Raw genomic sequence first — 21,740 nt, 5'->3', positions numbered from 1 at the left:
ATGCGAGCAATGATTCTGGCCGCTGGGCGCGGAGAACGGATGCGCCCCTTGACGGATGTTTGTCCCAAACCGTTGCTCAAAGCTGGCGGCAAGCCACTGTTGCAGTGGCACATTGAGGCATTGGTTCAGGCCGGTATCATCGAGATCGTGGTGAACCACGCACATTTGGGTCAACAGATTGCGGCGTATTTTGGCGATGGGCAATCATTGGGTGCCCGGCTGATGTATTCCGCCGAATCCACTGCCCTGGAAACCGCTGGGGGTATTGCGCAAGCGCTGCACTTGCTCAATCCAGACCACCTCGACACGCCATTTTTGGTCATCAACGGGGATGTGCATTGCGATTGGCCGGTTAAAAAGGCCTTGGATATCGAACAGTCCTGGGCACCTGGACAGCAGGCTCACCTGGTGATGGTGCCCAACCCAGACCACAACCCGGCGGGCGATTTTGAATTGCAAGGCCACACCGTGCATGATCGAACGGGCCACGAAGGCGCATTCACATTTTCGGGCATTGGGCTGTATGCGCCCAGCCTGTTCCAGGCCGTTGTGCCTGGCACTGTATTCAAACTCGCCCCCCTGTTGCGAAGTGCAATGCAACAGGGCACAGTCACAGGTGAGTTGCACACCGGGCGCTGGATGGACATCGGCACCCCCGCTCGTCTGGATGAGCTGAACCAACTTCTTCAACACAAGGCAGGTCGTGTATGAGCAGTCGTTATCCCACCCAATCACCCAGTGTGTATGCCAAGCGGCGGGCCCGTCTGGCCCTGGCATTGAAAAAACAGGGCGGTGGTGTGGCTTTGGTCCAGTCGGGTCATGAAGTGATGCGCAATCGCGATGCAGACTATGCCTTTCGCTCCGACAGCTACTTTTATTACCTCACCGGTTTTCCTGAACCTGAAGCCTGTCTGGCCTTGGCGGTTTCGCCGTCGGGCAGGAGCAAATCTTTCCTGTTTTGCCGGCCCAAGCATGAAGAACGAGAGATTTGGGACGGCTTTCGCTTTGGTCCTGCGGCTGCCCAACTGCAATTTGGATTTGATGCAGCCTTCAGCATGGACGATTTTGAGGAGGGCCTGACGGAAATGCTGGCCAATCAGCCCAGTGTATTTTTGCGCCTGGGCGAGGACGATCGTCTGGAGGCCGCGGTGGCCGATGTGCTGAAAACGTTGCGGGGCAAAGCGCGCATGGGTGTGGTCGCGCCGCATGCGGTGCTCGATATCAGCCACGCATTGGACGAACTTCGCTTGATCAAGGACAAAACCGAACTGGCCACCATGAAAAAGGCTGCCACCATTTCGGCCATGGCCCACCAACGGGCCATGTTGACCACTGCACCCGGCAAGTTTGAATACGAGGTGGAAGCCGAGTTGCTGTACACCTTTCGCAAACACGGTTCAGCGGCACCCGCGTATGGGTCGATTGTCGCAGGCGGTGCCAATGCCTGTGTGCTGCATTATCGCGCCAATGACCAGCGGCTTCATGATGGTGATTTGTTGTTGATTGATGCTGGCTGCGAGCTGGATTGCTACGCCTCGGACATCACGCGTACCTTTCCGGTCAATGGCCAGTTCAGCGCGGCGCAACAGGCTGTGTATGAGGTGGTGCTGGAGGCTCAGTACGCGGCGATTGCAGCCACCCGGCCTGGCGCTCGGTTCAACGACCCGCATGACGCAGCGGTCGGGGTGCTGACGCAGGGTTTGATTGACCTCAAGCTGCTGAAAATGAGCTTGGCAGAGGCGATTGAACAGAAAGCCTACACCCGTTTTTACATGCACCGCACGAGCCACTGGCTGGGCATGGACGTCCACGACTGTGGCAGTTATCGTGACCCCGCCGCAAAGCCGCAGGATGGCGTGGCGCCCCACACCTCGCGAAAGCTGGAGCCGGGCATGATACTGACCATTGAGCCTGGCCTGTACATCCGCCCGGGCCGCGGCGTGCCGAAGAAATTCGAGAACATCGGCATTCGCATTGAAGACGATGCCATCGTGACAGCCAACGGGTGCGACATCTACACCCACGAAGCCCCCAAAACCGTGAGCGACATTCAAGCACTGATGCAATCGAGAAACCGTGTTCAGCAAAAAAGGGCGGCATGAGCTTGAACAACGCGCAAACCGATTTTGATGTGGCAATCGTCGGCGCAGGCCCGGTTGGTCTGGCGTTTGCTGGCTGGCTGGCGGCCCAGTGGGGTGACCGCGCCCAACGCATCGCCATTTTTGATGCCAAACCATTGGATGCAACCCTGGGTGATCCTCGCGTCTTGGCGCTCAGCGATGCCACCCGGCTGCGTCTGTCCAGTCTTGGTTTTCCCGTCAACGCCACACCCATCCATCACATCCACGTGTCGGAGCAGGGGCGATTTGGGCAGGTTCGCATGAAGGCCGATGACATGGGGCTGCGCGCCTTGGGTTGGACGGTGCGCTATGGTGAGTTGGTGGCTTGTTTGTCGGAAGCCCTGGCCCATCGTGGCGTTCAGATATTCCGTCCTGCCAATGTGCGATTTGCCCATCGAAGCCGTCATCAGTCCCTGGAAATCTTGGAGTTGGACGATGGCACTGAATACACCGTTGGCCTGCGTGTGGATGCCGAGGGTGGCTTGTATGGTGAAGCGGGTGAGCGAGACCATGTGGTGGACTATGGGCAATGGGCCCTGGTCAGTGAGGTGACGGCCACAGTCGAACCCGGTTTGCTGGACCAGCACAACACCTTGGCATTTGAACGGTTCACACGCGAGGGTCCTTTGGCCTTGCTGCCGATTTCAAGCAACCAGCAAAACTATTCGCTGGTGTGGTGTGCACCCAAAACCGAGGTTGATCGGCGAATGGCTTTGCCAGATCACGCTTTTTTCGATGAATTGCGGGCGCAATTTGGTCGACGGGTGGTGGTGCACAGTACTGCGGCCCGAAAAATGTTCCCGCTGGGCATGAATTGGTGCGAGCGGCTGGTACAGGGGCGTCGGGTCGCGATTGGCAATGCAGCCCAAATTTTACATCCGGTGGCCGGACAAGGCTTGAACCTTGGTTTGCGAGATGCTGCCCAACTGGTTCGCAGTGTGTCGCCCGCCATTGTGGCGGACGAAGCCTTGCTCATTGGTGCACTGACAGATTTTGAGCGAGCGCGATCCGTTGATCGAAACGCGGTGGTCCGTCTGACAGACCTGATGGTGAAAGGTTTTTCAAACCAGAACGCACTGTTGGGTGCAGGCCGGCAAATGGCGTTGAACTTGATGGAGTTCACGCCGCCTTTGCGCAAACAATTCGCCGAGCTGATGTTGTTCGGACTGGCTGCCTGACCATGTTGACCGACCGCTTGTGGACTGAGATCTTGTTGCGCGAACGTTTTCAGCGCATGGCCAGTATTCAATGGACACCCGAACCCTTGGAGGAACGATTTTTCAAGGATCGCGAGCCAGCGGATGCAGCGGTTTTGGTGCCGATTGTGCTGCGGGAGCGCGGTTTGCATGTACTGCTCACGCAGCGAACTGCACACCTGAACGACCATGCAGGGCAAATCAGTTTCCCCGGCGGTCGCAGTGAACCCGAAGATGGTCATCCGATTGAGACAGCTTTGCGTGAAACCGAGGAAGAGGTTGGTCTTCACCGTCAACACATTGAGGTGCTGGGCACCATGCCGGTGTACCAAACCGCCACCAACTTTTTGGTGACCCCGGTGGTGGCGTTGGTGCAGCCCGAATTTGAATTAACACTGGACAGCTTCGAAGTGGCCGAAGTGTTTGAGGTGCCGCTGGATTTTCTGATGAACCCAGCCAATCACCAAACGCGCAGTTTGCAGACACCCATGGGCCCGCGGACCTTTTACGCCATGCCATACCCTGCGCCGGACAACAGTCGCGAGTATTTCATTTGGGGCGCGACGGCTGCCATGATCCGCAACCTGTACAATTTCCTCAGTGCAGGCCTATAAGGCTGTCCAACCCACACCACTGGTCATGTCATATTTCGCCCTCATCATTGCGGTGATTCTGGAAACGCTGCTGCCTGATCGTCTGTTTGACCGGTCGCGCGTCGGTGTGGACCATCTGACCCGTGAGTTTGAGATTGACCTGGTCAAGTTGGGGGTTGCGTCAGCCGCGCATCTTCAATGGTTGGCGCCGGTGGTCGTGTGGACGTTGGGCGTGTATTTCCTCAACAAGGTGTTGTTGGGCACCTGGCCGCTGTTGGCGGGTGTCGTCAGCATCACCATCATTTTGTATGGTCTTCGCTTTAAACATTTTGCCGAGGTATACACCACGGCCCAGCTGTTCTTGAATCAGGGGGATTTTTTCCGCGCGCGCGAACTGTTTCTGAATTGGATGAAAGAGTATGACGGCTCAGAAGTGCATGTTCAGCGGGCCGATGAGTTGGTGGTGTCGGCGGTTTACCACGGCTCAGAGCGCGCCTTGCGTCAATATTTTGCCGTCATCTTCTGGTACTTGGTCGTGCCTGGGCCCACAGGGCTGGTGATGTACATGGCCGTTCACTGGAGTGTGGTGCGTGAGCGGCAGTTGTGGATCGAACAGGCCCATTTGCAAGAAATGCCCAGCCTCGGAGACCTGTGGGACGCGCAGGGCAAACGTGCGCTGATGAGCCCACGTTTTGTGTTGTATCTCATGGAGTGGGTGCCTGCTCGTTTACTGGGGCTAACCGTGGCCTTGGTGTCCCAGTTTGACGAGGTGATGCTGGCTTGGCGAACTGCCCAAACACAATCACGATTTTCCAATTGGGCGCCGCTCACAGCAGCCTGTCTGGCGGCTGTGGGTTTGTCGTCTGGACTGGGTTCTGGTTCCGAGTCTGGCTTGTCAGGCTCAGATGATGCGCCTGTTCAAGCCCTGCAACAGTTCCGCCAGTTGATTTTGAAATGCGTGGTGGCCTGGTTGTCACTGGGCCTGTTGCTTGCGCTATTGGGTTGGATGCCCAATCCTTTTCATGCATAACCCTGTCCGCTGCGCAATTCCTCGCGCAGCAGCAAGAACAATTCAAAACGTGCTGCTGACAATTCTGTGGTGCCCAGTGCCAGTTTGACTGCACAATCCGGTTCGCGAAGGTGTTGGCAATTGGCAAACCGGCAACGCAGACCAGGTTTCGCAATATCCGGGAATGCGTCCAGCAATTCGTCTTCCGACAGGTGAAATAATCCAAATGCCTGAAATCCAGGCGAGTCGATCAATTCCAATCCGGCGTCACCAACATGCATTTGCGTGTGGGTGGTGGTGTGTTTGCCCGCATTCAGAGCCATGGAAATCTCGTTGGTGCTGGCTCGGGCTTCCGGAATCAACAGATTGATCAACGTGGATTTTCCCATCCCTGATTGACCCAGTATCAATGTTCGCTTGTGCTCCAGCAAGCTCAGCATGTGAGCCTGTGCATCATGGGGTGCTTCGGTCAGACTGACAAAGTGAATAGGGCATTCACCCCGGGTCCATGCATTCAATTCCTCGGTGAACTCTGCCATGGCTTCTTGAACATCGTCGAACAGGTCCACTTTGTTGAACACCACATGAAGCGGCACACCCGCATGTTGGCAGGCCACCAGCGTTCGGCCCAACAACTCAGTGGAATACGGGGGACTGATGGCCAGCACCAGCAACACCTGGTCCAGGTTGGCAGCAAACAGTTTGCTTTTCAGTGCGTCTGACCGGTACACCAGGTTTCGTCGAGGCAAAATCTCCTCCACCCAGGCTTGCTCGTCGCCACTGGGTCGAATGCTGACCTCATCGCCCACCGCCACTTCACGTCGCTTGCCTTTGCCAAACAGCTGCCACAATTTGCCGTCGTCGCCACGTGCCACAAAATGGCGACCATGGCTGGCCACCACCAAAGCGTGGCTCAGTATGTCCTGGTCCACTGCGCTCACCGTGGGTTTACCTTTGGCTGAAAATTTGATTTTTCCCAAAATGTGTGACCCTGGGTTCAGCCGACATGACGCAAGGCGTCATCCAGCTTTGCAGCACAGGCCCAATCATTGTCCGACACGCCGCCCGCGCTGTGCGTGCTCCATTTCACGGTAAGGCGGTTGTAGCCAAAATGAACATCGGGGTGGTGGTCTTCATCATCGGCCAGGTGCATCAGGGCGTGTACAGCCATTTTCACGCCTTCAAAGTTGGCAAACGCATAGGTGCGCCACAAACAGATGGGCTGTGCAGAATGGGCTGAAAACTCCACAGCCCAGTGCGGAAATTCCTTCAATTGGCTGGCAACCTGTTCCCCGGACCAAGCGGTGTCCAGGTGTCTGCAGGGCACGTATAACCAGTCAGCTGCCGGGCGTGTCCCGTTGTCCGATGGGTTTGCTGTATTCACTGGGCCCCCCGGGTATCAAGGCGGGGCCACACGGCGCCTCCCATGCGTTCTTTCAACCGTTGGATCCGGATGGAAGCGGGCGGATGGCTGTCGTAGAACGCGGAGTGAACCGGGTCAGGTGTCAGTGTGGCGGCATTGTCCTGATACAGCTTGACCAAGGCGCTGACCAAGTGTTGTGGTGCGCTCTGGTCTGCGGCATAGGCATCTGCCTCAAACTCATGCTTTCGACTCAACCAAGACATCACCGGGCGAATTGGGAATGTGAAGTAAGGCAGCACCATCATGAACAACACCAAGGCCATGGCTTCCGAACCGTTCAACAGGTCGGGCGTGACACCCAGCCCCGTGTAAAACCAGGTGGTACTGGCCAATTTTCCCAGTGCCCAGAACATCAGCAGGCTGCCGATGCCTGAAAACACCAAGTGTTTAACAATGTGTTTTTTCTTGAAGTGCCCCAGTTCGTGGGCCAAAACAGCCTCAATTTGATCATCGTTTAAACGGGCCAGTAATGTATCGAAAAACACAATCCGTTTGGCTTTGCCCATGCCGCTGAAGTAAGCGTTGCCATGGGCAGAGCGCTTGCTGCCGTCCATCACAAACAAGCCGCTGGAGTCAAATCCGCAGCGGTTCAACAGGTTGAGAATACGTTGTCGCGTTGCGCCGTCTTCCAGTGGAGTGAACTTGTTGAACAAGGGGGCGATGACGGTGGGAAACAACCACATCATCAGAAGGCTAAAGCCAAACCACACCATCCAGGCCCACAGCCACCACTGCTGACCCGCTTGACGCATCAAATACAGCACCACAAACACCAATGGACCACCCAGCAGGGTGCCCAACAGCAGCCCTTTGGCCCAATCCGCAAAAAACAGGCCCTTGCTCATGCGGTTAAAGCCGAAGCGTGCTTCCACCACAAACTGTTTGTAATAAGACAGCGGCAGGTCGAGTACACTGCCCAGCAAACCGACTGCGGCAATCAGGGCCAGCCCGGCCCACAAACCAGTGGCCCATTGGGCAGATAGTGTTTGGATGACTTGAAGACCACCCAGCAAAGTAAAGCCAATCAGGATGATGGCTTCCAGCCCGATGTTCAGCATGCCCAGTCGGGTTTTGGTGATGGAATAGTCCGCGGCTTTCTGGTGGGCCTCGAGTGAAATTTGACCAGCAAAGTCGGCTGGCACGCTGGCCCTGTGCCGGGCGATATTGTTGACCTGGCGGGTCGCCAGGTACAAGCGCAAGACCAAACTCACAGCCACCACGGCCACAAAGACTTCTGTAAAAACCATCACGCACTCACCTTTGAACATTCAGCAGGAGTCTGGACCCTGTGCGACAATACGACTCGTCCACGAAACTCTTGCTCTTACTCTGATTATGTCACAAGCCAACGCCGCCGCTGCCAGCCCAGCACCCGCCACCCTGCCGCGCGATGACTCGCGATTGCTGTGGGTGGACATGGAAATGACCGGCTTGAACCCGATGACGGACCGCATTATTGAGGTGGCGATCGTGGTAACCGACAGCAATCTGAACGTGTTGGCCGAAGGGCCTGTGTTGGCCATCCACCAGTCTGATGACATTCTCAATGGGATGGATGCCTGGAACACCAGCACACACGGCCGTTCAGGGCTCACCCAACGGGTGCGCGAGTCGACCATGTCGGAGGAGCAGGGCGAACAACTGCTGCTTGATTTTCTGTCGCAGTACATTGGCCCCAACAAAAGCCCCATGTGTGGCAACAGCATCTGCCAGGACCGCCGCTTCATGGCACGCTACATGCCCAGGCTGGAAGCTTATTTCCATTACCGAAACCTGGATGTGAGCACGTTGAAAGAATTGTGCAAACGCTGGAACCCAAGCACTGCGCGGCAGTTTGTCAAGAAAACCAAACACACGGCGCTGTCGGATATTCACGAGTCCATTGATGAATTGCGGTTTTACCGTGAGCACTTCATTGTGCCGGCTGAGGACATTCCCGGTATTTAATGGGCTGCCTGCCTAATGCTGCGTCGAATGGTGTAAACCAGCAAGCTCCCCAAGCCAAGTGCAGCCAGCAGCAAGCCTGCCACGCCGGCCATCCAGAAACCCTTCGCTTGAAGAGGGGAGGCCTGCCACACGCCCAGCCACATGCCGCCCCCAATGCCCACCACCCACAAGGCCATGAAGTAAATCAACATGGGGCGGCCCGACACTTTGTAGGCCCGCAGTGAAAATGAACAGACCGTCTGTATGGCGTCGATAAAGTGGTAAGCGATGACCCAAGGCATCAGCGAGAGCGCCACAGCGATCGTGGTTTCGTCCTGTGTGTACAGTTCGATCAGCGGTCGATCAAAGACATAGAACAAGACGCACACCAGGGTGGCAATACCCATGGCCAGTTCCAGCCCCCGTTTGACCATGGCCACAGCAACCCGTGGTGCACCCGCGCCCAATTGTTGGGCTGCCATCACGGTCGTGGCGTTGCCCATGGCCAGACACATCATGTAAGCCACTGCCGCCATGTTCGACACAATCTGATGACTGCCCACCTGGTTGACACCAAACCGAGACACCAGCAAGGCAATGAAGGTAAATGACGTCACTTCGATCAGGTAAGAACCTCCGATCGGCAGCCCCAATTTCAGAATATTGAGCAAACGTTTGGCGTCGGGTCCTACCCAGCGATGAATTCGAAATGGCGCGTATCGGGTATCGGTTTTCCACATCACCACGGACACACCCAGCACCACCCACATTGTCAATGCTGTAGCCCAGCCAAAGCCGGCTGCACCCAATGCGGGCAGCCCCCAACCCCCCTGCATGAACCACACATTCAGTGGAACCTTCAGGGCCAACATCAACACCTGAAGCGCCATCACCACACCGGGGCGCGAGATGGACTGATTCATGGCATAAAAAACCCGGAAGACCAGTGCAGCAGGCAGACCCACACCAATGCCCGTCAAATAGCCTTTGGCCGCCGTGGCAATGCTGGGTGGTGTGGCGGTGATTGAAAACAGAAAATCGGGGTTGAACAACACCAGCAAACCCAAGGCGCTCAAGAGCAGTGCGATCCAGACACCTTGCGCGGCATCCTTGCCCACCTCGGCGTATTGCCCGGCACCGTAATGGCCCGAGCAGATGGGGGTGAGTCCGATGATGACGCCCATCAGCCCCACATACAAGCTGATGTACACCGATGACCCCACTGCCATGGCTGCTAAGACATCCGAACCAGCATGCCCGGCCATCATGCTGTCCACCAAGCCGTTGGCCATCACGGCCAATTGGCCGACCAGAATGGGTATGGCCTGGCGGATCAGGGCCCGACGCGGGTGGGCCGCCGCTTGTTCAACCTCATGGTGCTGCATTGTTGGGGGTTGGGTGGTTGTTCAGCCAATCGCTTTTCTGTTGGTACAGGAAGAAGAACTCGTACTTGTCCGAATTTCGTCGCCCACTCCACACCTGTTGCCATTCGGCACCTTGGCTCTGCTCGAATTCAAATTTGACCGGGAATGCCCTGCGGGTGTCGTCTTGCAAAATCAGGAATCGGCATTGGTGCTTTTCCACGGCCGATTGCCGACTGTAGAAAGTGAGCGCTGAATGGTATTCCAACGTGCCCCGTTGTGCATCGCCCAAGTTGAAATCCCGAACGCAATGGGGGCCCTGTCCACCTTCCCGGGCGACCGTGGTTGCCAACTGCTGTCCGACCATTTTGAAGGTTTTTGCGTAGTCGATGCGGGGGATCCACAGTGTCATCATGAGCAACCAGATCAGGATAATCCCGCCACAGGACAGAACCATGGGGCGCCACAGGGCTTTCTTTCTCGATGTGGTCCGCCAAATGATGAGACGGACCCAGGCATAGGTGGCCAGCATCGCCACCACCAACTCCAGACCGACGACGTCGGGAACGTAGCCCGGCGAAAGTTTCTCGAAATTGGCTGCAATTTTGGCCGGAAAACCAAACGTGGCGGCTGTCCAGCCCAACCAGACCAAGACCGCGATCAGGGTGAAACACAATACCGCAAACCAGTCGATCAGGCTGATCAAACCGCGCCGCATGGTGGAGAGTCCCAGTGCGGCCAGCACGGACAAGGGGGGCAGCAAGGGAATGTAGTTGGCTTCCTCGGATGGATTGGTGATTAACAACACCACAAAACCAGCCAGGGCAGCAGCCATGGGAATTCGCATCGACGGTTCCTGGAAGGCGGATCGATAGCGCCACAGTGTCCAGCCAGCCATCGGTAAAATCGGCCACAAAAACCACAAGCTGGTTTTCAGCGCGATCACCAATGTGGCCGTGTCCAATGATTTGCTGGGGTCCAGAATCAGAAAACGCTGGGCATTCCAGGTCATCCAGGCATGCCACCAGGCTTCGCCATGTTTGAGGCTCATCAGCCAGATGAACCACGGTACCAAGCCCATGGCGAGGATGGCCAAGGCCCGGAGAATCCGTCGCAACAATCCAAACCGCATGGATGGGTGCGAGACGCTGCTGATCAATAGCAAAAGCAGGAATGGCAGCCAGTGTGCCCAGCCGCGGGCGAAGAATGCGATCACGATGCCCCAGCCCAACATCCAGCCGGCACCGATGGGTCTGTCTAGGGAGCGCACTGCAGCCAACAAAATGATGGACAGGCCCGCCAGTTCAGCCACTTCCGGAACTTGCGTGTGTGCCTTGACGAGCAGCCCCAGCGTGGCCAGCAGACAGAGTACCGAGGCATCTGCCACTGCCCGGGCGTAATCCACCCGCGTGGGTGCCGCGCCCAGTGGGTCTTCCGGTTGAAGTTCAACCCGTTTGGCCAGGCGATAGGTGGTATTCCAGATGGCCCAGCCCGCTAAAATGAGCCAGAACACATTGCCCAGGCGCATGGCATCGTCCAGCCAGGCGTAGGGAATGCCGGTGAAACTGACCAGCTTGCCCAGCAGGCCTGCCAACCAGGCCGCTGCAAGCCCGCCCTCGACATACAGGCGATCGCCAATCTGTGAATAGGCCCACTGTTCGACAGGCACTTTAAAAAAATGAAAGCTTTGACCAAAACCGGTGGAGTCCTCCGGTTTCCAGGGCGTTCGTGCAAACAAACCCGGGAGCACGTACAAGAGGATCAAACCCCATAGTAGGCGTCTGGACAGTCGCGCGTTGTTTGAAGCGGTGAGGGCAGCAGTCAGGACCATGGTTCTTATTGTGTCTCGAATCGGATCAATTCGGAGGCCGGTTCATGCCAATTCCGGGCCAAGAAATACAAAAGGCAGCCAGGGGCTGCCTGACTGCCTGTGCGCCGTTGTGGTCAACAGCAGGGGTCGTTTTCGACTTACTTCTTGAAGCGGTCGAAGCGGCGACGGAATTTCTCAACACGACCTGCAGTGTCCACGATGGTGTTTTGCGCACCGGTGTAGAAGGGGTGTGAGTAAGAGGACACGTCCAGTTTGATCAAAGGCAATTCACGGCCTTCGTACTGAATGGTTTCTTTGCTGGGCGCGGTGGAACGGCAGATCCACTCTTTGCCGTTGGACATGTCTTTGAAAATGACTTCGCGGTAGTTTGGGTGAATGCCGTCTTTCATGGTGCGCTCCGTTTGCAGCCAATTGGGTGGATTCGCTCGGCCCCATGCCTTCGAACCTGTTAATACCCAAACACTTGCAAAAGTTAAGTTGATTCAAGTAACCCATGAGTATAGAAAGAAAAACCGGCTCCGTCAACGCAAAAGCGTGTGTCCGGTTGATCACCCATTTGTTCGGCGTTAACTCGCTCATGTTGGGGGCGGAAGTTTGTTCGATCGTGCAGATACTAGGGTTTAACACATTGTCAATTGAAGCAAGGGTCGGAGGTCAGCATGCACAAATCCTGGACATTGAAACAACGTTCCATCGGTATCATCGCCGTGGTCAGTCTGCTGGTGGTGACCACGGGGCTGCTGTTGTATGCCCGGATGAATGTCATGTCCACTGAGCAAGCAGGCGGGCTGGAGCGTGTTGTCCAGGAGAGCGAGGTGGCGCGGCTGGTGGCCAAGGGCGTTCATGACACCACCAAAATGGCGTCGTCGTTCAAGAACGTGATGCTGCGGGGCGCCAGTGAAAAGCACCGTGACAAATATTCACGGGAATTTGAGGAATTCATCGACGGGTATGTGAAAGACAGCGATCGCTTGAAAAACATCCCGGTGATTGCCAGCAATCCAGTGCGCTTGAAAGCGGTGGCGGACTGGCGTGATCAGTTTGATGCCGTGTCTCAGAAATACAGGGCCCAACTGAAGCTTTATGTGCCAGGGGATGACCTGCAATACATGCGGCTGGATGCTGCAGTCAATGGCATTGACCGGGCGGTGGTGGCTTCCGGAAATGCCTTGCTCAAGGACAGCGAGGCCGCCCAACAGGCGGCGACCGCTCAACTGAAAGCCATCATTGACCACAGCATCACAAACCTCAGTCTGTGGCTCAATGGCGCACTGGGAATGACCCTGTTGGCACTCTGCGCCTGTCTGTATGGTTTTACACGATCCATTATTGGACAACTGGGCATGGAGCCTTCGGACCTGTCGCAGATGTCGCAGCGCATCGCCCAGGGTGACCTCACTGTCCATCAACAGCAAACAGCACACAATGCACCGGTGGGCAGTGTTGCCCATGCATTTGAATCCATGCGCGACAGTCTTGCTCTGTTGGTGTCAGGCCTGCGTCAACGTGCCCAGCACTTGGATGAGTCTTTGCAGGACATTCGGGCTCAGCTCTCCACGGTGGACGAGTCGGCCCAAGAGCAGGCCAATACCAGCAGCGCCATGGCTGCAGGGGTTGAAGAGTTGAGCGTGAGCGTGCAGCAATTGGGGAGCGTAGCCGATCAAACGGCCCGTGCGTCCCAGGTTTCCTGCCAGGTGTCGGTCGAGGGCAAGGGTTTGATTGACCAGTCTGCGCAAGATGTGCAAGAGACTGCGCAAGGAGCAGAACGCCTAAGCACCACCGTCCAGTCACTGGGTCGGCAATCCGAAAGCATCACACAAATCATCGCCACGATTGAGTCGATTGCCGAGCAAACCAATTTGCTGGCATTGAATGCCGCAATTGAGGCTGCCCGGGCCGGGGAAAGCGGACGAGGCTTTGCTGTGGTGGCCGATGAGGTACGTCGCCTGGCGGAACGGACCACCGAGTCCACATCGGAGATCGAGCAAATGGTCAGTGCCATTCAACGCGGGACGCAATCGGCGGTGGATGAAATGGTGGTTTGGGCCGATTCAGTGAATGCCAACCTGTCCAGAATGCAACAGGCGCGGACTGTTCTTAACCAGTTGGGACATGCCGCTTCGGAGGTCAGTGGTTTGGTGGTGGAGGTGAATGCATCGCTGGCCGAGCAACAAAAAGCCACCCATCAGATGTCTTCCGACATTGAAAAGCTGGCTGCCCGTTCGGAAGAGAATGCCAGTTGTGTGATTGGAATACGGCGCACGCTGGACGAATTGGCGGCGCTGTCATCCCAGTTGTCCGAGGATTCAGCACGGTTCAGGGTGTAGGCGGCATAAAAAAAGCGAGCCCGAAGGCTCGCTTGTTGGTGTTGCGAACCCGCCCGAATTGGACGGGTTTGCAGCGCGGTTGAGGCATTACATGCCCATGCCGCCCATTCCACCCATCCCACCCATGCCGCTCATGTCTGGCGCAGCAGGCTTTTCTTCCACCAGCTCTGCAACCATGCAGTCAGTGGTCAGCATCAGGGAGGCCACAGACGCTGCGTTTTGCAGCGCAGTGCGAGTCACCTTGGTGGGGTCCAGAACACCCATTTCCACCATGTCGCCGTAAACGCCAGTGGCGGCGTTGTAACCGAAGTTGCCTTCACCAGCCATCACTTGGTTGGCTACAACAGAAGACTCTTCACCAGCGTTGGTCACGATCATGCGCAGTGGCTCTTCCATGGCGCGCAGCACAATCTTGATGCCGGCGTCCTGGTCGGGGTTGGCACCTTTCAGGCCGGCAATCTTGGCGCGTGCACGCAGCAGGGCAACACCACCGCCAGGAACAATGCCTTCTTCCACGGCAGCGCGCGTGGCGTGCAGGGCGTCTTCAACACGGGCTTTCTTCTCTTTCATTTCCACTTCGGTGGCAGCACCCACCTTGATCACGGCAACACCGCCGGCCAGTTTGGCCACGCGCTCTTGCAGCTTTTCACGGTCGTAGTCGGATGTGGCTTCCTCGATTTGGGCGCGAATCTGCTTGACGCGGGCTTCAATGTTGGTTGCGTCGCCAGCACCGTCGATGATGGTGGTGTTTTCTTTGCCGATTTCAATGCGCTTGGCTTGACCCAGGTGTTCCAGGGTCACGTGTTCCAGGCTCATGCCAGTTTCTTCGGAGATCACCACGCCACCAGTTAGGATGGCGATGTCTTCCAGCATGGCTTTGCGTCGGTCACCAAAACCCGGTGCCTTGACGGAACAAGTCTTCAGAATGCCGCGAATGTTGTTCACCACCAGCGTGGCCAGGGCTTCGCCTTCCACATCTTCAGCCACGATCAGCAACGGGCGGCCGGCCTTGGCCACTTGTTCCAGTGTGGGCAGCAGGTCACGGATGTTGCTGATTTTCTTGTCGTGCAGCAGCACGAACGGGTTGTCCAGTGCAGCAACCTGCTTTTCCTGGTTGTTGATGAAGTAGGGGGACAGGTAGCCACGGTCGAACTGCATGCCTTCAACCACGTCCAGTTCGTTGTCCAGGCTCTTGCCGTCTTCAACGGTGATCACGCCTTCCTTGCCGACTTTTTCCATGGCTTCGGCAATGATGTTGCCGATGGATTCGTCGCTGTTGGCGGAAATGGAGCCCACTTGCGCGATGGCCTTGGTGGTGGAGCAGGGTTTGGACAAGGCACGCAGTTCTTCAATGGCTGCAGACACAGCCTTGTCGATGCCGCGCTTGAGGTCCATGGGGTTCATGCCAGCAGCCACAAACTTCATGCCTTCCTTGACGATGGCCTGGGCCAGCACAGTCGCGGTGGTTGTACCGTCGCCGGCGTTGTCGGAGGTTTTGGAAGCCACTTCTTTCACCATCTGGGCGCCCATATTTTCGAACTTGTCTTTCAGTTCGATTTCTTTGGCCACTGACACACCGTCCTTGGTCACTGTGGGGGCACCGAATGAGCGCTCCAACACCACGTTGCGGCCCTTGGGGCCCAGGGTCACTTTCACTGCGTTGGCCAGAATGTTCACGCCACGCACCATGCGGCTGCGTGCATCATCGCCGAAAAATACTTCTTTAGCTGCCATGTTTAATCTTCCTCTCTGAATTCTTGAAATTGGGCTTGCAAGTAAGGCTTGTAAATTAAGCCTCGATCACGCCCATGATGTCTTCTTCGCGCATGACCAGTACTTCCTTGCCGTCCACCTTGATGGTTTGGCCGGCATACTTGCCGAACAGCACGCGCTGGCCCACTTTGACATCCATGGGAATCAGCTTGCCGGAGTCGTCACGCTTGCCAGGGCCTACGGCCAGGATTTCGCCCTGGTCAGGCTTTTCGGCGGCTGCTTCGGGGATCACGATACCGGATGCTGTGGTGCGCTCGCTGTCGAGGCGCTTCACGATCACACGATCATGCAACGGACGAATGTTCATGGAAACCACTCCTAAATTTGTCTTGAAAATGAATTGCTTAAGGGAATTTGGACGGGAATTGTTAGCACTCACCGTCACTGAGTGCTAATAATAGGGACGACCTGGCTTCATTTCAAGAGGGGCTGCTTGAAAATCGGGGTTGCGGTGGAAATTTAGTAGGCCGGCTGTGTGGAGTTCTCGGCAACGCGGCGAATGGCGTTGATCAGGTCCCGGTCAATGCGACCTTCCATTTTGCGGTAAACCGGTTCAAGGGCTTTGCGCCAGACGGCACGCTCCGCATCGGTCAGTTCATTGACCTGCGTTTTTTTGGATTTTTTGACGGCATCCAGGGCTGCACGGTTGAGTTTGTCCGCTTCCTGGTTGTTTTTACGGGTGGCTTCCTCCAGGCTGTCATCCAGCAGTTTGCGCACATCCCCAGGCAAACCATCCCAAAATTTCTTGTTCACGATGACCGCATAACCCAGGTAACCATGATTGGTCACCGCCACATATTTTTGAACCAGGTGCATGTTTTTGGAAAACAGGTTGGATGGCGGGTTTTCCGTGCCGTCCACCAGGCCGGTTTCCAGTGCGGCGTACGCATCGGAGAACGCCAGTGGGATGGGGGTTGCCCCCAGTGCTTCCATTTGTGCTTCAATCACCCGGGAGGGCTGTATCCGCATGCGCTTGCCTTTGAGGTCTTCCGGAAAACGCAGGGGGGTGTTTGAGCTCATCACCTTGAAACCGTTGTCCCAGTATGCCAGCCCTTTAATGCCCCGAGCCTCCAGTTGCTCAAACAGTTTTCTGCCGATTGGGCCGCGTGTCACCGTGTTCAGGGTATCTCTGTTGGGAAAAATATAAGGTAGGTCGAATACTTCGAAATCCCGCAGGCCCAGTTGACCAAATTTTGCCAGCGAGGGGGCCAGCATCTCCACAGCGCCCAATTGCAGAGCCTCCAGCTCTTCCTTGTCTTTGTACAGCGAGGAGTTGGGGTATACCTGAACTTGCACACGGCCGCGAGAGCGCGATTCAACGAGTCGCTTGAATTCCAAGGCAGCCTGCCCTTTCGGGGTGTCTTCTTCAACCACATGACTGAACCGGATGACGATGCTCGGTTTGGCCTGTGCCGTGGCGGTCAACAGCATGCTGGTCAGAATGGCCGCTGCCATCAGGACAGGTTGTTTCATCGTGTGGACTTTTTAGGAGTTTCTTTCAAACATCCCAGAGAGACTGCGGTAGGCCCATTGTGGCTTTCCACAGGACAAGGTCGTCGGACTGGGTTTCATGGCATCATCGACGCATGATTAAAAGTGTAGCCCAACTTCTTCGATCCAGAGACCTGCGGACGCGTCAAGCCTTGCGTTTTGGCATGCCGGTGCTTGTCTTTTTGTTGTTGATGATGATTGTGGGAGGCGCGGTTTATTACACCAAACAGCAGGAACGAGAAGCCAATCAAAAAAAACTGATCAGCAACTCACTCTGGACAGCCGACACCATTCAATTCCAGATCAAGCGGCTTGCTGCGTCGCTGGATTCGTTGGCCAGCGATGTCTCCATTTACAAATCGGGACGTTTGAAAGCCAGTCTGGAGCAATTGGCCCGAAGTTCACCAGGGCTTGTGGCGGTCTACCGTGATCCTGCTGTTGAGCTTTTTGGCGCTTATACCCAGCAGCTCTCTGACATTGCCCTGATTAAAATTCGCCAACAAATCGAAGAGGCAGTCAACACGCGGATGCTGCTGAAAAGTGATGGGGTCGTGGGGCCGTTCACCCTGGACGACTTTCGGTACATCGCCACAGTCAACATCGGTCCTGATGGTTATTCCGTTTTGGTGGGCATTGTGGACATGGACCGCTTCCTGCAGGAGGAGATGCCGAAATGGTTGCTGGAGTCGACCGACGTCACCGTGACGGATCTGGACGGCAATGTCTTTGGCAGTGCAACACGCCATCCCCTGGGTGAGCGACCCGAGTTTTCCCAGGTGAGCGAACTGGAACTGGGGGGGCTTGCCTTGCAACTCAGGACCTACAGCAACAGCGATGGTCGACCAGTCTTGCTTAGTCACGTGTTCAACTCGCTCACCGTTCTCTTATTGGCCTTGTTATTGGGCACTTTCCTGCTGTTGTGGCGGGATTCCCGTCAGCGCCTGGAGATTGAGGAAAAATTGCGCGATGAAAAGCAGTTTCGCCAGTCCATGCAGGACTCGATGGCAGTGGGTTTGAGAGTGTGGGGTTTGGACGGGGTCATCCGGTACGTCAACCCGGCGTTTTGCAACATGGTGGGTTATGAGCCCCATGAGTTGATTGGTGTGCCCCAGCCGCTGCCATATTGGCCGACCAAGAGTTCGGAAGAGTACAAAGTCTTGGTGGCCAATGTGTTGTCCGGTAATGCACCGCCCGATGGTTTTGAAACGGTGTATCAGCATCGGTCGGGTCGTCTGATTGATGTGCTCATCGTTGAGGCGCCTTTGCGGGATGGCAAGGGTGAACAGACCGGCTGGATGAGTTCCGTGATTGACATCACCGATCGGAAGCGTTCAGAGGCGCTGGTTGCCGAACAACGTGAAAAACTGCAAGCGGCATCCCGGTTTGCACTGGTGGGGGAGGTGGCCACCAACATTGCCCATGAGCTCAACCAGCCGTTGGCCACGATGGTGTCGTTTGCGCAAGCCGGTCTGAATCTGGCGCAGCGGGGCGCATCGGTCGACAAGTTTGCGCAGTTGTTTGAAAAACTGCGGGATCAGGCGCAGCGGGCTGGCCGCGTGGTGGGATCGGTTCAAAATTTGGTTCGCAAGCGCAAACCCCAACGGGAACATGTGCGGGTGGATGAGTTGATGGACGCCATTCGTTTCATGGTGACCAGCTTGGCCGTCCGCCATGATGTTCGGCTACATTTCCAGATTGAGCATGGTGACTGGGTGTTGTTTGTGGATCGCATCATGGTTGAACAGGCTGTGGTCAATTTGGTGAAAAATGCCGCCGAGGCCTTCACCGCGGCGCAGCGAATTCGCAATGTCTGGATTGCGACCCGCTCCAGTTCTGAGGTTTTCGAAATCGCTGTACGTGACGACGGACCCGGTTTGAGCCTGAACAATCCAGAGAAAATGTTTGAGGCTTTGGTCTCCACCAAGCCCGATGGTTTGGGTTTGGGCCTGAGCCTTTGCCGTTCGGTGGCCGAAGCCCATGGGGGGCGGCTGCGTGCAGAGCCGGTGCCCACCGGCGGGACCTGCTTTACAATGAATTTGCCCATGGCCCTGAAGGACCTGATCGACGATGAACGACGTGGAAACCAGCCGAACCAATCAAGTATTGCTGCTCGATGATGATCAGGATTTGCGTGAAGGCTTGAAATGGATGTTTGAGTCGGCTGATTTGCCGGTTCATGGGTATGGCCGTTTTGAGGATCTTCGAACTGAACTGGATGCGCACGTCAATAGCGCCGCTCGGCTTTGTTTTCTGCTGGATCTTCGGATGCCAGACATTTCTGGACTGGAGGTGTTTCAGTGGCTGCACCGTGAAAGGTACAGCCTGGAGCGACTGCCTGTGATTTTTCTGACGGGGCACGGTGATATTTCCACCGCTGTTGAGGCCGTTAAAAATGGGGCTTTTGATTTTTATGAAAAGCCAACCACCGATGCCCGTTTGATCGAGCGGGTTCGACAGGCGCTGCGGAAATCTGGCGAGTTTCTGGACAATCAGGATACGTTGAAAGAGTGGATGGCCAGGATCGATACGCTGTCACCGCGTGAAAGAGAAGTGATGGCGCTGGTGGCGCAGGGGCGATTGAACAAAGTCATCGCCGCAGACCTGGACATTTCCATGCGCACGGTTGAAGTGCATCGTGCCAATGTGTTTGACAAGCTTCGCATTCGCTCGGCTGCCGAACTGGCCACCTTGTTGAGCAAGCTGCAGGAACGTTTGGGTTACGATCCGTTGATCTGAGAAAAATAGATCTCCACCACGCGGGGAACCTCAACCGAATTTTCAATCAATGCGCTGGATGGTCTTGGGTGTAATTCCAGAATCAGGGCCTTGCGGGCCACCCGTTGTTCGCGAAAATATTCTTTCAATTGATCCAGCCTGGCGTCAGCAATGGCCAGGTCCATTTCAGAACTGGTGTCGGTTTTGGTGGCAGATCGAATCAGCAATTTGCTACCCCGGGCTGCCTTTACTTTATTGGACAAGGTGTTCAGTGCTGTCATGCAGTTGCTGGGTACAGTGGCCGAGCCTGCTGCAAAATGAATGACCAGGGCCAGTTGGCGGTTGCCTCGACGCAGTTTCAAGTCGGATGCATTGCTGCCCTGGTTGGCCAAAGCGCCCATTAATCCCTCGTAAGGGTCAAGTTCATACGATTCCCCGCAATGCAAGTCTGGGTTTTTCAGTGTTTCCAGTGCAGGTTGTGAAGGCAGTGCTGTTGTCGAGATGCCCAGCAAACCCCACATGAGCAGCATGATGCCGATGGTCCAGACAGCATAACGATTCACGTCTTTGGGCCCTCTGGCTTGGAATCCGGGGTGGATGTGGTTTGGAAACTGACTTTGATCTGGTTGGCCAGCATGTGGTAAATCGATGCTGGCAGTATTCGTTTGCTGACTTGGGTCGAGATGGCGGACACGAAAATCAGCGGCATCACCAACTCATGGTTGTCGACCATTTCCAGCAGAATAACAAAGGCGGTAATGGGGCAATGCGTAATGGCAGACAGCACGCCCACCATGGCCAGCAGCATCAGTGGTGCTGCATCGTGGTTGACCAACCCTGCGAAGAATTGACCAACACCCGCACCAATCGACAATGTGGGTGCAAACACCCCACCAGGCACGCCACTGGCGTAGGAAATGAGGGTGGCCACCATCTTGGTGGCGAAGTAGCCGGCAGGCAATGCTTCGTCGTCTTGCAAGGCCAGTTTGGTTTCATGGTAGCCAGCACCCAGCACTTCCGCACCGATGAAATAAGCCATCAGCGACAACAGCCCGCCGCAGATGGTTGCGAACCAGTAGGGGTGTTGACTGCGGAATCGACCCACTGCGGTGTTCTTGTTCACCACAATGAGCATCGCTCTGCCGTACAAGCCGCCGATTACCCCGCAAAACACCGCCAAGGCGAGAATGGTTAGCCATTCTTCACCCCAGTCGATCGTCGCATTGGAGTAGCCGAAATAGGAGTAATTGCCTTGCGCAATCAGGGTGACCAAACCAGCCAGCACAATGGCCATCAGCAATGTGGAGGTGTGTTTCATGAGTTTGCTTCGGCCCAGTTCTTCGAATGCAAACATCAGGCCGCCTAGCGGGGTGTTGAATGCGGCGGCCAAGCCAGCCGCACCGCCGGCAATCACCAATGAGCGTGCATCGAATAACCGTGCAATGGCGGGTACCCGGTGTGCAAAACCCATGAATGCAGCACCGAGCTGGATTGTGGGGCCCTCCCGGCCGCTGGACGCTCCGGCAGCCAACACCACCGGCGTCAGGATCAGCTTGCCAAAGAAGGACTTGGGCCCCAACAGGTGGCTAATGAGTCTTGGTTTGGGATGCCGAATGATCTTGATGGCTTGGGGTATGCCGCCGCCGGCTGCCCCCGGAAAAAATTGGTTGCAAATCCATAGCACCGCAGGGAATACCACGGGTGGCAGGCACAAGGCCAGCAGGGTGTGGTTCTCGAACAGCTCTTTGTTCCATTCCGCGGCGTAGTCGGCCACATAGGCAAAACCCACAGCCACAGCGCCGACCATGAGGGCAAATGCATACACCATGAGGGCCACAATGCTGCGGTCCGCCATGAAACGGGACCGGCGGGCACTGTGAGCCAGCCATTGGTATTTGGGTTTGGGATTCACGTCGACAACATCCAGATTGGTTTTGTTCGAATTTTCGTCGATTGTCGCACAAAACGAAAAAAC

General features: G+C 56.1%; 20 protein-coding genes. 9 read left to right on the top strand and 11 right to left on the bottom strand.

What is annotated here, in order from left to right; all coding sequences use genetic code 11:
- From murU to ampE, 5 genes are read left to right on the top strand one after another with little or no spacing between them, the layout of a single operon-like run.
- Nucleotides 1-711 (top strand): N-acetylmuramate alpha-1-phosphate uridylyltransferase MurU, encoded by a 711-nt coding sequence (murU, locus tag NQT62_RS10685; protein ID WP_256764688.1) that lies wholly within the window; start codon nt 1-3, stop codon nt 709-711.
- A complete protein-coding gene (locus NQT62_RS10680) occupies nt 708-2,102 on the top strand; it encodes an aminopeptidase P N-terminal domain-containing protein (RefSeq protein ID WP_256764687.1) in 1,395 nt (464 codons plus the stop codon). Before murU ends, NQT62_RS10680 begins: the two co-directional genes overlap by 4 nt.
- Nucleotides 2,099-3,298 (top strand): FAD-dependent monooxygenase, encoded by a 1,200-nt coding sequence (locus NQT62_RS10675; RefSeq protein WP_256764686.1) that lies wholly within the window; start codon nt 2,099-2,101, stop codon nt 3,296-3,298. The genes NQT62_RS10680 and NQT62_RS10675 overlap by 4 nt, the downstream gene beginning before the upstream one ends.
- A gap of 2 nt (nt 3,299-3,300) precedes the next feature.
- Nucleotides 3,301-3,930 carry a CoA pyrophosphatase gene (locus NQT62_RS10670; protein WP_256764685.1) on the top strand — a complete coding sequence of 210 codons (630 nt, stop codon included), beginning with the start codon at nt 3,301-3,303 and terminating at the stop codon, nt 3,928-3,930.
- Nucleotides 3,931-3,955: 25 nt separating this feature from the next.
- A complete protein-coding gene (gene ampE / locus NQT62_RS10665; RefSeq protein ID WP_256764684.1) occupies nt 3,956-4,939 on the top strand; it encodes a regulatory signaling modulator protein AmpE in 984 nt (327 codons plus the stop codon).
- Here ampE and rsgA read toward each other — a convergent pair.
- Genes rsgA through NQT62_RS10650 form a run of 3 tightly spaced genes read right to left on the bottom strand, consistent with a single transcriptional unit; the run spans nt 4,930 to nt 7,588 of the window.
- On the bottom strand, nt 4,930-5,898 hold the full coding sequence (gene rsgA / locus NQT62_RS10660) for a ribosome small subunit-dependent GTPase A (RefSeq protein ID WP_256764683.1): 969 nt from the start codon (nt 5,896-5,898) through the stop codon (nt 4,930-4,932). The genes ampE and rsgA overlap by 10 nt on opposite strands.
- Nucleotides 5,899-5,915: 17 nt before the next feature.
- Nucleotides 5,916-6,245, bottom strand: a complete 330-nt coding sequence (locus NQT62_RS10655; RefSeq protein ID WP_256764682.1) for a 4a-hydroxytetrahydrobiopterin dehydratase — start codon at nt 6,243-6,245, stop codon at nt 5,916-5,918.
- Nucleotides 6,246-6,298: 53 nt separating this feature from the next.
- Nucleotides 6,299-7,588 carry a M48 family metallopeptidase gene (locus NQT62_RS10650; protein ID WP_256764885.1) on the bottom strand — a complete coding sequence of 430 codons (1,290 nt, stop codon included), beginning with the start codon at nt 7,586-7,588 and terminating at the stop codon, nt 6,299-6,301.
- 88 nt (nt 7,589-7,676) lie between these two features.
- Between NQT62_RS10650 and orn the strand changes: the two genes are divergently transcribed.
- Nucleotides 7,677-8,288 (top strand): oligoribonuclease, encoded by a 612-nt coding sequence (gene orn, locus NQT62_RS10645; RefSeq protein ID WP_256764681.1) that lies wholly within the window; start codon nt 7,677-7,679, stop codon nt 8,286-8,288.
- Here orn and NQT62_RS10640 read toward each other — a convergent pair.
- The 3 genes from NQT62_RS10640 to NQT62_RS10630 all read right to left on the bottom strand — a co-directional run bounded on the left by NQT62_RS10640 (nt 8,285) and on the right by NQT62_RS10630 (nt 11,848).
- A complete protein-coding gene (locus NQT62_RS10640; protein WP_256764680.1) occupies nt 8,285-9,652 on the bottom strand; it encodes an MATE family efflux transporter in 1,368 nt (455 codons plus the stop codon). The genes orn and NQT62_RS10640 overlap by 4 nt on opposite strands.
- Nucleotides 9,639-11,459, bottom strand: a complete 1,821-nt coding sequence (locus tag NQT62_RS10635) for a hypothetical protein (RefSeq protein ID WP_256764679.1) — start codon at nt 11,457-11,459, stop codon at nt 9,639-9,641. The genes NQT62_RS10640 and NQT62_RS10635 overlap by 14 nt, the downstream gene beginning before the upstream one ends.
- Nucleotides 11,460-11,596: 137 nt before the next feature.
- Complete coding sequence (locus tag NQT62_RS10630; RefSeq protein WP_256764678.1) at nt 11,597-11,848, bottom strand: type B 50S ribosomal protein L31; 252 nt, start codon at nt 11,846-11,848, stop codon at nt 11,597-11,599.
- Nucleotides 11,849-12,118: 270 nt separating this feature from the next.
- On the opposite strand from NQT62_RS10630, the gene NQT62_RS10625 reads away from it, so the two are divergent.
- Nucleotides 12,119-13,786, top strand: coding sequence for a methyl-accepting chemotaxis protein (locus NQT62_RS10625; RefSeq protein WP_256764677.1), 1,668 nt, complete (start codon nt 12,119-12,121; stop codon nt 13,784-13,786).
- An 87-nt stretch (nt 13,787-13,873) separates the two neighbouring features.
- On the opposite strand, the gene groL is transcribed toward NQT62_RS10625, so the two are convergent.
- The 3 genes from groL to NQT62_RS10610 all read right to left on the bottom strand — a co-directional run bounded on the left by groL (nt 13,874) and on the right by NQT62_RS10610 (nt 17,032).
- Complete coding sequence (groL, locus tag NQT62_RS10620) at nt 13,874-15,520, bottom strand: chaperonin GroEL (protein ID WP_256764676.1); 1,647 nt, start codon at nt 15,518-15,520, stop codon at nt 13,874-13,876.
- Nucleotides 15,521-15,575: 55 nt separating this feature from the next.
- Complete coding sequence (locus tag NQT62_RS10615) at nt 15,576-15,866, bottom strand: co-chaperone GroES (protein WP_256764675.1); 291 nt, start codon at nt 15,864-15,866, stop codon at nt 15,576-15,578.
- A 152-nt stretch (nt 15,867-16,018) separates the two neighbouring features.
- Nucleotides 16,019-17,032 carry a TRAP transporter substrate-binding protein gene (locus NQT62_RS10610; RefSeq protein WP_256764674.1) on the bottom strand — a complete coding sequence of 338 codons (1,014 nt, stop codon included), beginning with the start codon at nt 17,030-17,032 and terminating at the stop codon, nt 16,019-16,021.
- Between the two features lie 113 nt (nt 17,033-17,145).
- Here NQT62_RS10610 and NQT62_RS10605 point away from each other — a divergent pair, with 113 nt between their 5' ends.
- Both NQT62_RS10605 and NQT62_RS10600 read left to right on the top strand, forming a co-directional pair.
- A complete protein-coding gene (locus tag NQT62_RS10605) occupies nt 17,146-19,167 on the top strand; it encodes a two-component system sensor histidine kinase NtrB (RefSeq protein WP_256764673.1) in 2,022 nt (673 codons plus the stop codon).
- Nucleotides 19,118-19,786, top strand: a complete 669-nt coding sequence (locus NQT62_RS10600; protein WP_256764672.1) for a response regulator transcription factor — start codon at nt 19,118-19,120, stop codon at nt 19,784-19,786. The genes NQT62_RS10605 and NQT62_RS10600 overlap by 50 nt, the downstream gene beginning before the upstream one ends.
- On the opposite strand, the gene NQT62_RS10595 is transcribed toward NQT62_RS10600, so the two are convergent.
- Together NQT62_RS10595 and NQT62_RS10590 are read right to left on the bottom strand one after the other, a co-directional pair.
- On the bottom strand, nt 19,768-20,328 hold the full coding sequence (locus NQT62_RS10595) for a hypothetical protein (protein WP_256764671.1): 561 nt from the start codon (nt 20,326-20,328) through the stop codon (nt 19,768-19,770). The genes NQT62_RS10600 and NQT62_RS10595 overlap by 19 nt on opposite strands.
- Nucleotides 20,325-21,677: a chloride channel protein gene (locus NQT62_RS10590; protein WP_256764670.1), complete on the bottom strand. Its 1,353-nt coding sequence runs from the start codon at nt 21,675-21,677 to the stop codon at nt 20,325-20,327. Before NQT62_RS10590 ends, NQT62_RS10595 begins: the two co-directional genes overlap by 4 nt.
- Nucleotides 21,678-21,740 lie beyond the last annotated feature (63 nt).

The sequence above is a fragment of the Limnobacter humi genome (genome assembly GCF_024518835.1).
GTDB lineage: Bacteria > Pseudomonadota > Gammaproteobacteria > Burkholderiales > Burkholderiaceae_B > Limnobacter > Limnobacter humi.
The sequence above is the reverse complement of the archived record's forward strand: the minus strand, read 5'-3'. Positions and strand labels throughout refer to the sequence as shown.

Excerpts from the sequence above, each read along its gene's own strand:
- murU (WP_256764688.1), top strand. The coding sequence starts at position 1 with ATGCGAGCAATGATTCTGGCCGCTGGGCGCGGAGAACGGATGCGCCCC.
- orn (WP_256764681.1), top strand. The coding sequence starts at position 7,677 with ATGTCACAAGCCAACGCCGCCGCTGCCAGCCCAGCACCCGCCACCCTG.
- NQT62_RS10630 (WP_256764678.1), bottom strand. The coding sequence starts at position 11,848 with ATGAAAGACGGCATTCACCCAAACTACCGCGAAGTCATTTTCAAAGAC.
- groL (WP_256764676.1), bottom strand. The coding sequence starts at position 15,520 with ATGGCAGCTAAAGAAGTATTTTTCGGCGATGATGCACGCAGCCGCATG.
- NQT62_RS10650 (WP_256764885.1), bottom strand. The coding sequence starts at position 7,588 with ATGGTTTTTACAGAAGTCTTTGTGGCCGTGGTGGCTGTGAGTTTGGTC.
- NQT62_RS10640 (WP_256764680.1), bottom strand. The coding sequence starts at position 9,652 with ATGCAGCACCATGAGGTTGAACAAGCGGCGGCCCACCCGCGTCGGGCC.
- NQT62_RS10670 (WP_256764685.1), top strand. The coding sequence starts at position 3,301 with ATGTTGACCGACCGCTTGTGGACTGAGATCTTGTTGCGCGAACGTTTT.
- NQT62_RS10675 (WP_256764686.1), top strand. The coding sequence starts at position 2,099 with ATGAGCTTGAACAACGCGCAAACCGATTTTGATGTGGCAATCGTCGGC.
- NQT62_RS10635 (WP_256764679.1), bottom strand. The coding sequence starts at position 11,459 with ATGGTCCTGACTGCTGCCCTCACCGCTTCAAACAACGCGCGACTGTCC.
- NQT62_RS10615 (WP_256764675.1), bottom strand. The coding sequence starts at position 15,866 with ATGAACATTCGTCCGTTGCATGATCGTGTGATCGTGAAGCGCCTCGAC.
- NQT62_RS10600 (WP_256764672.1), top strand. The coding sequence starts at position 19,118 with ATGAACGACGTGGAAACCAGCCGAACCAATCAAGTATTGCTGCTCGAT.
- NQT62_RS10625 (WP_256764677.1), top strand. The coding sequence starts at position 12,119 with ATGCACAAATCCTGGACATTGAAACAACGTTCCATCGGTATCATCGCC.
- NQT62_RS10680 (WP_256764687.1), top strand. The coding sequence starts at position 708 with ATGAGCAGTCGTTATCCCACCCAATCACCCAGTGTGTATGCCAAGCGG.
- NQT62_RS10610 (WP_256764674.1), bottom strand. The coding sequence starts at position 17,032 with ATGAAACAACCTGTCCTGATGGCAGCGGCCATTCTGACCAGCATGCTG.
- NQT62_RS10605 (WP_256764673.1), top strand. The coding sequence starts at position 17,146 with ATGATTAAAAGTGTAGCCCAACTTCTTCGATCCAGAGACCTGCGGACG.
- ampE (WP_256764684.1), top strand. The coding sequence starts at position 3,956 with ATGTCATATTTCGCCCTCATCATTGCGGTGATTCTGGAAACGCTGCTG.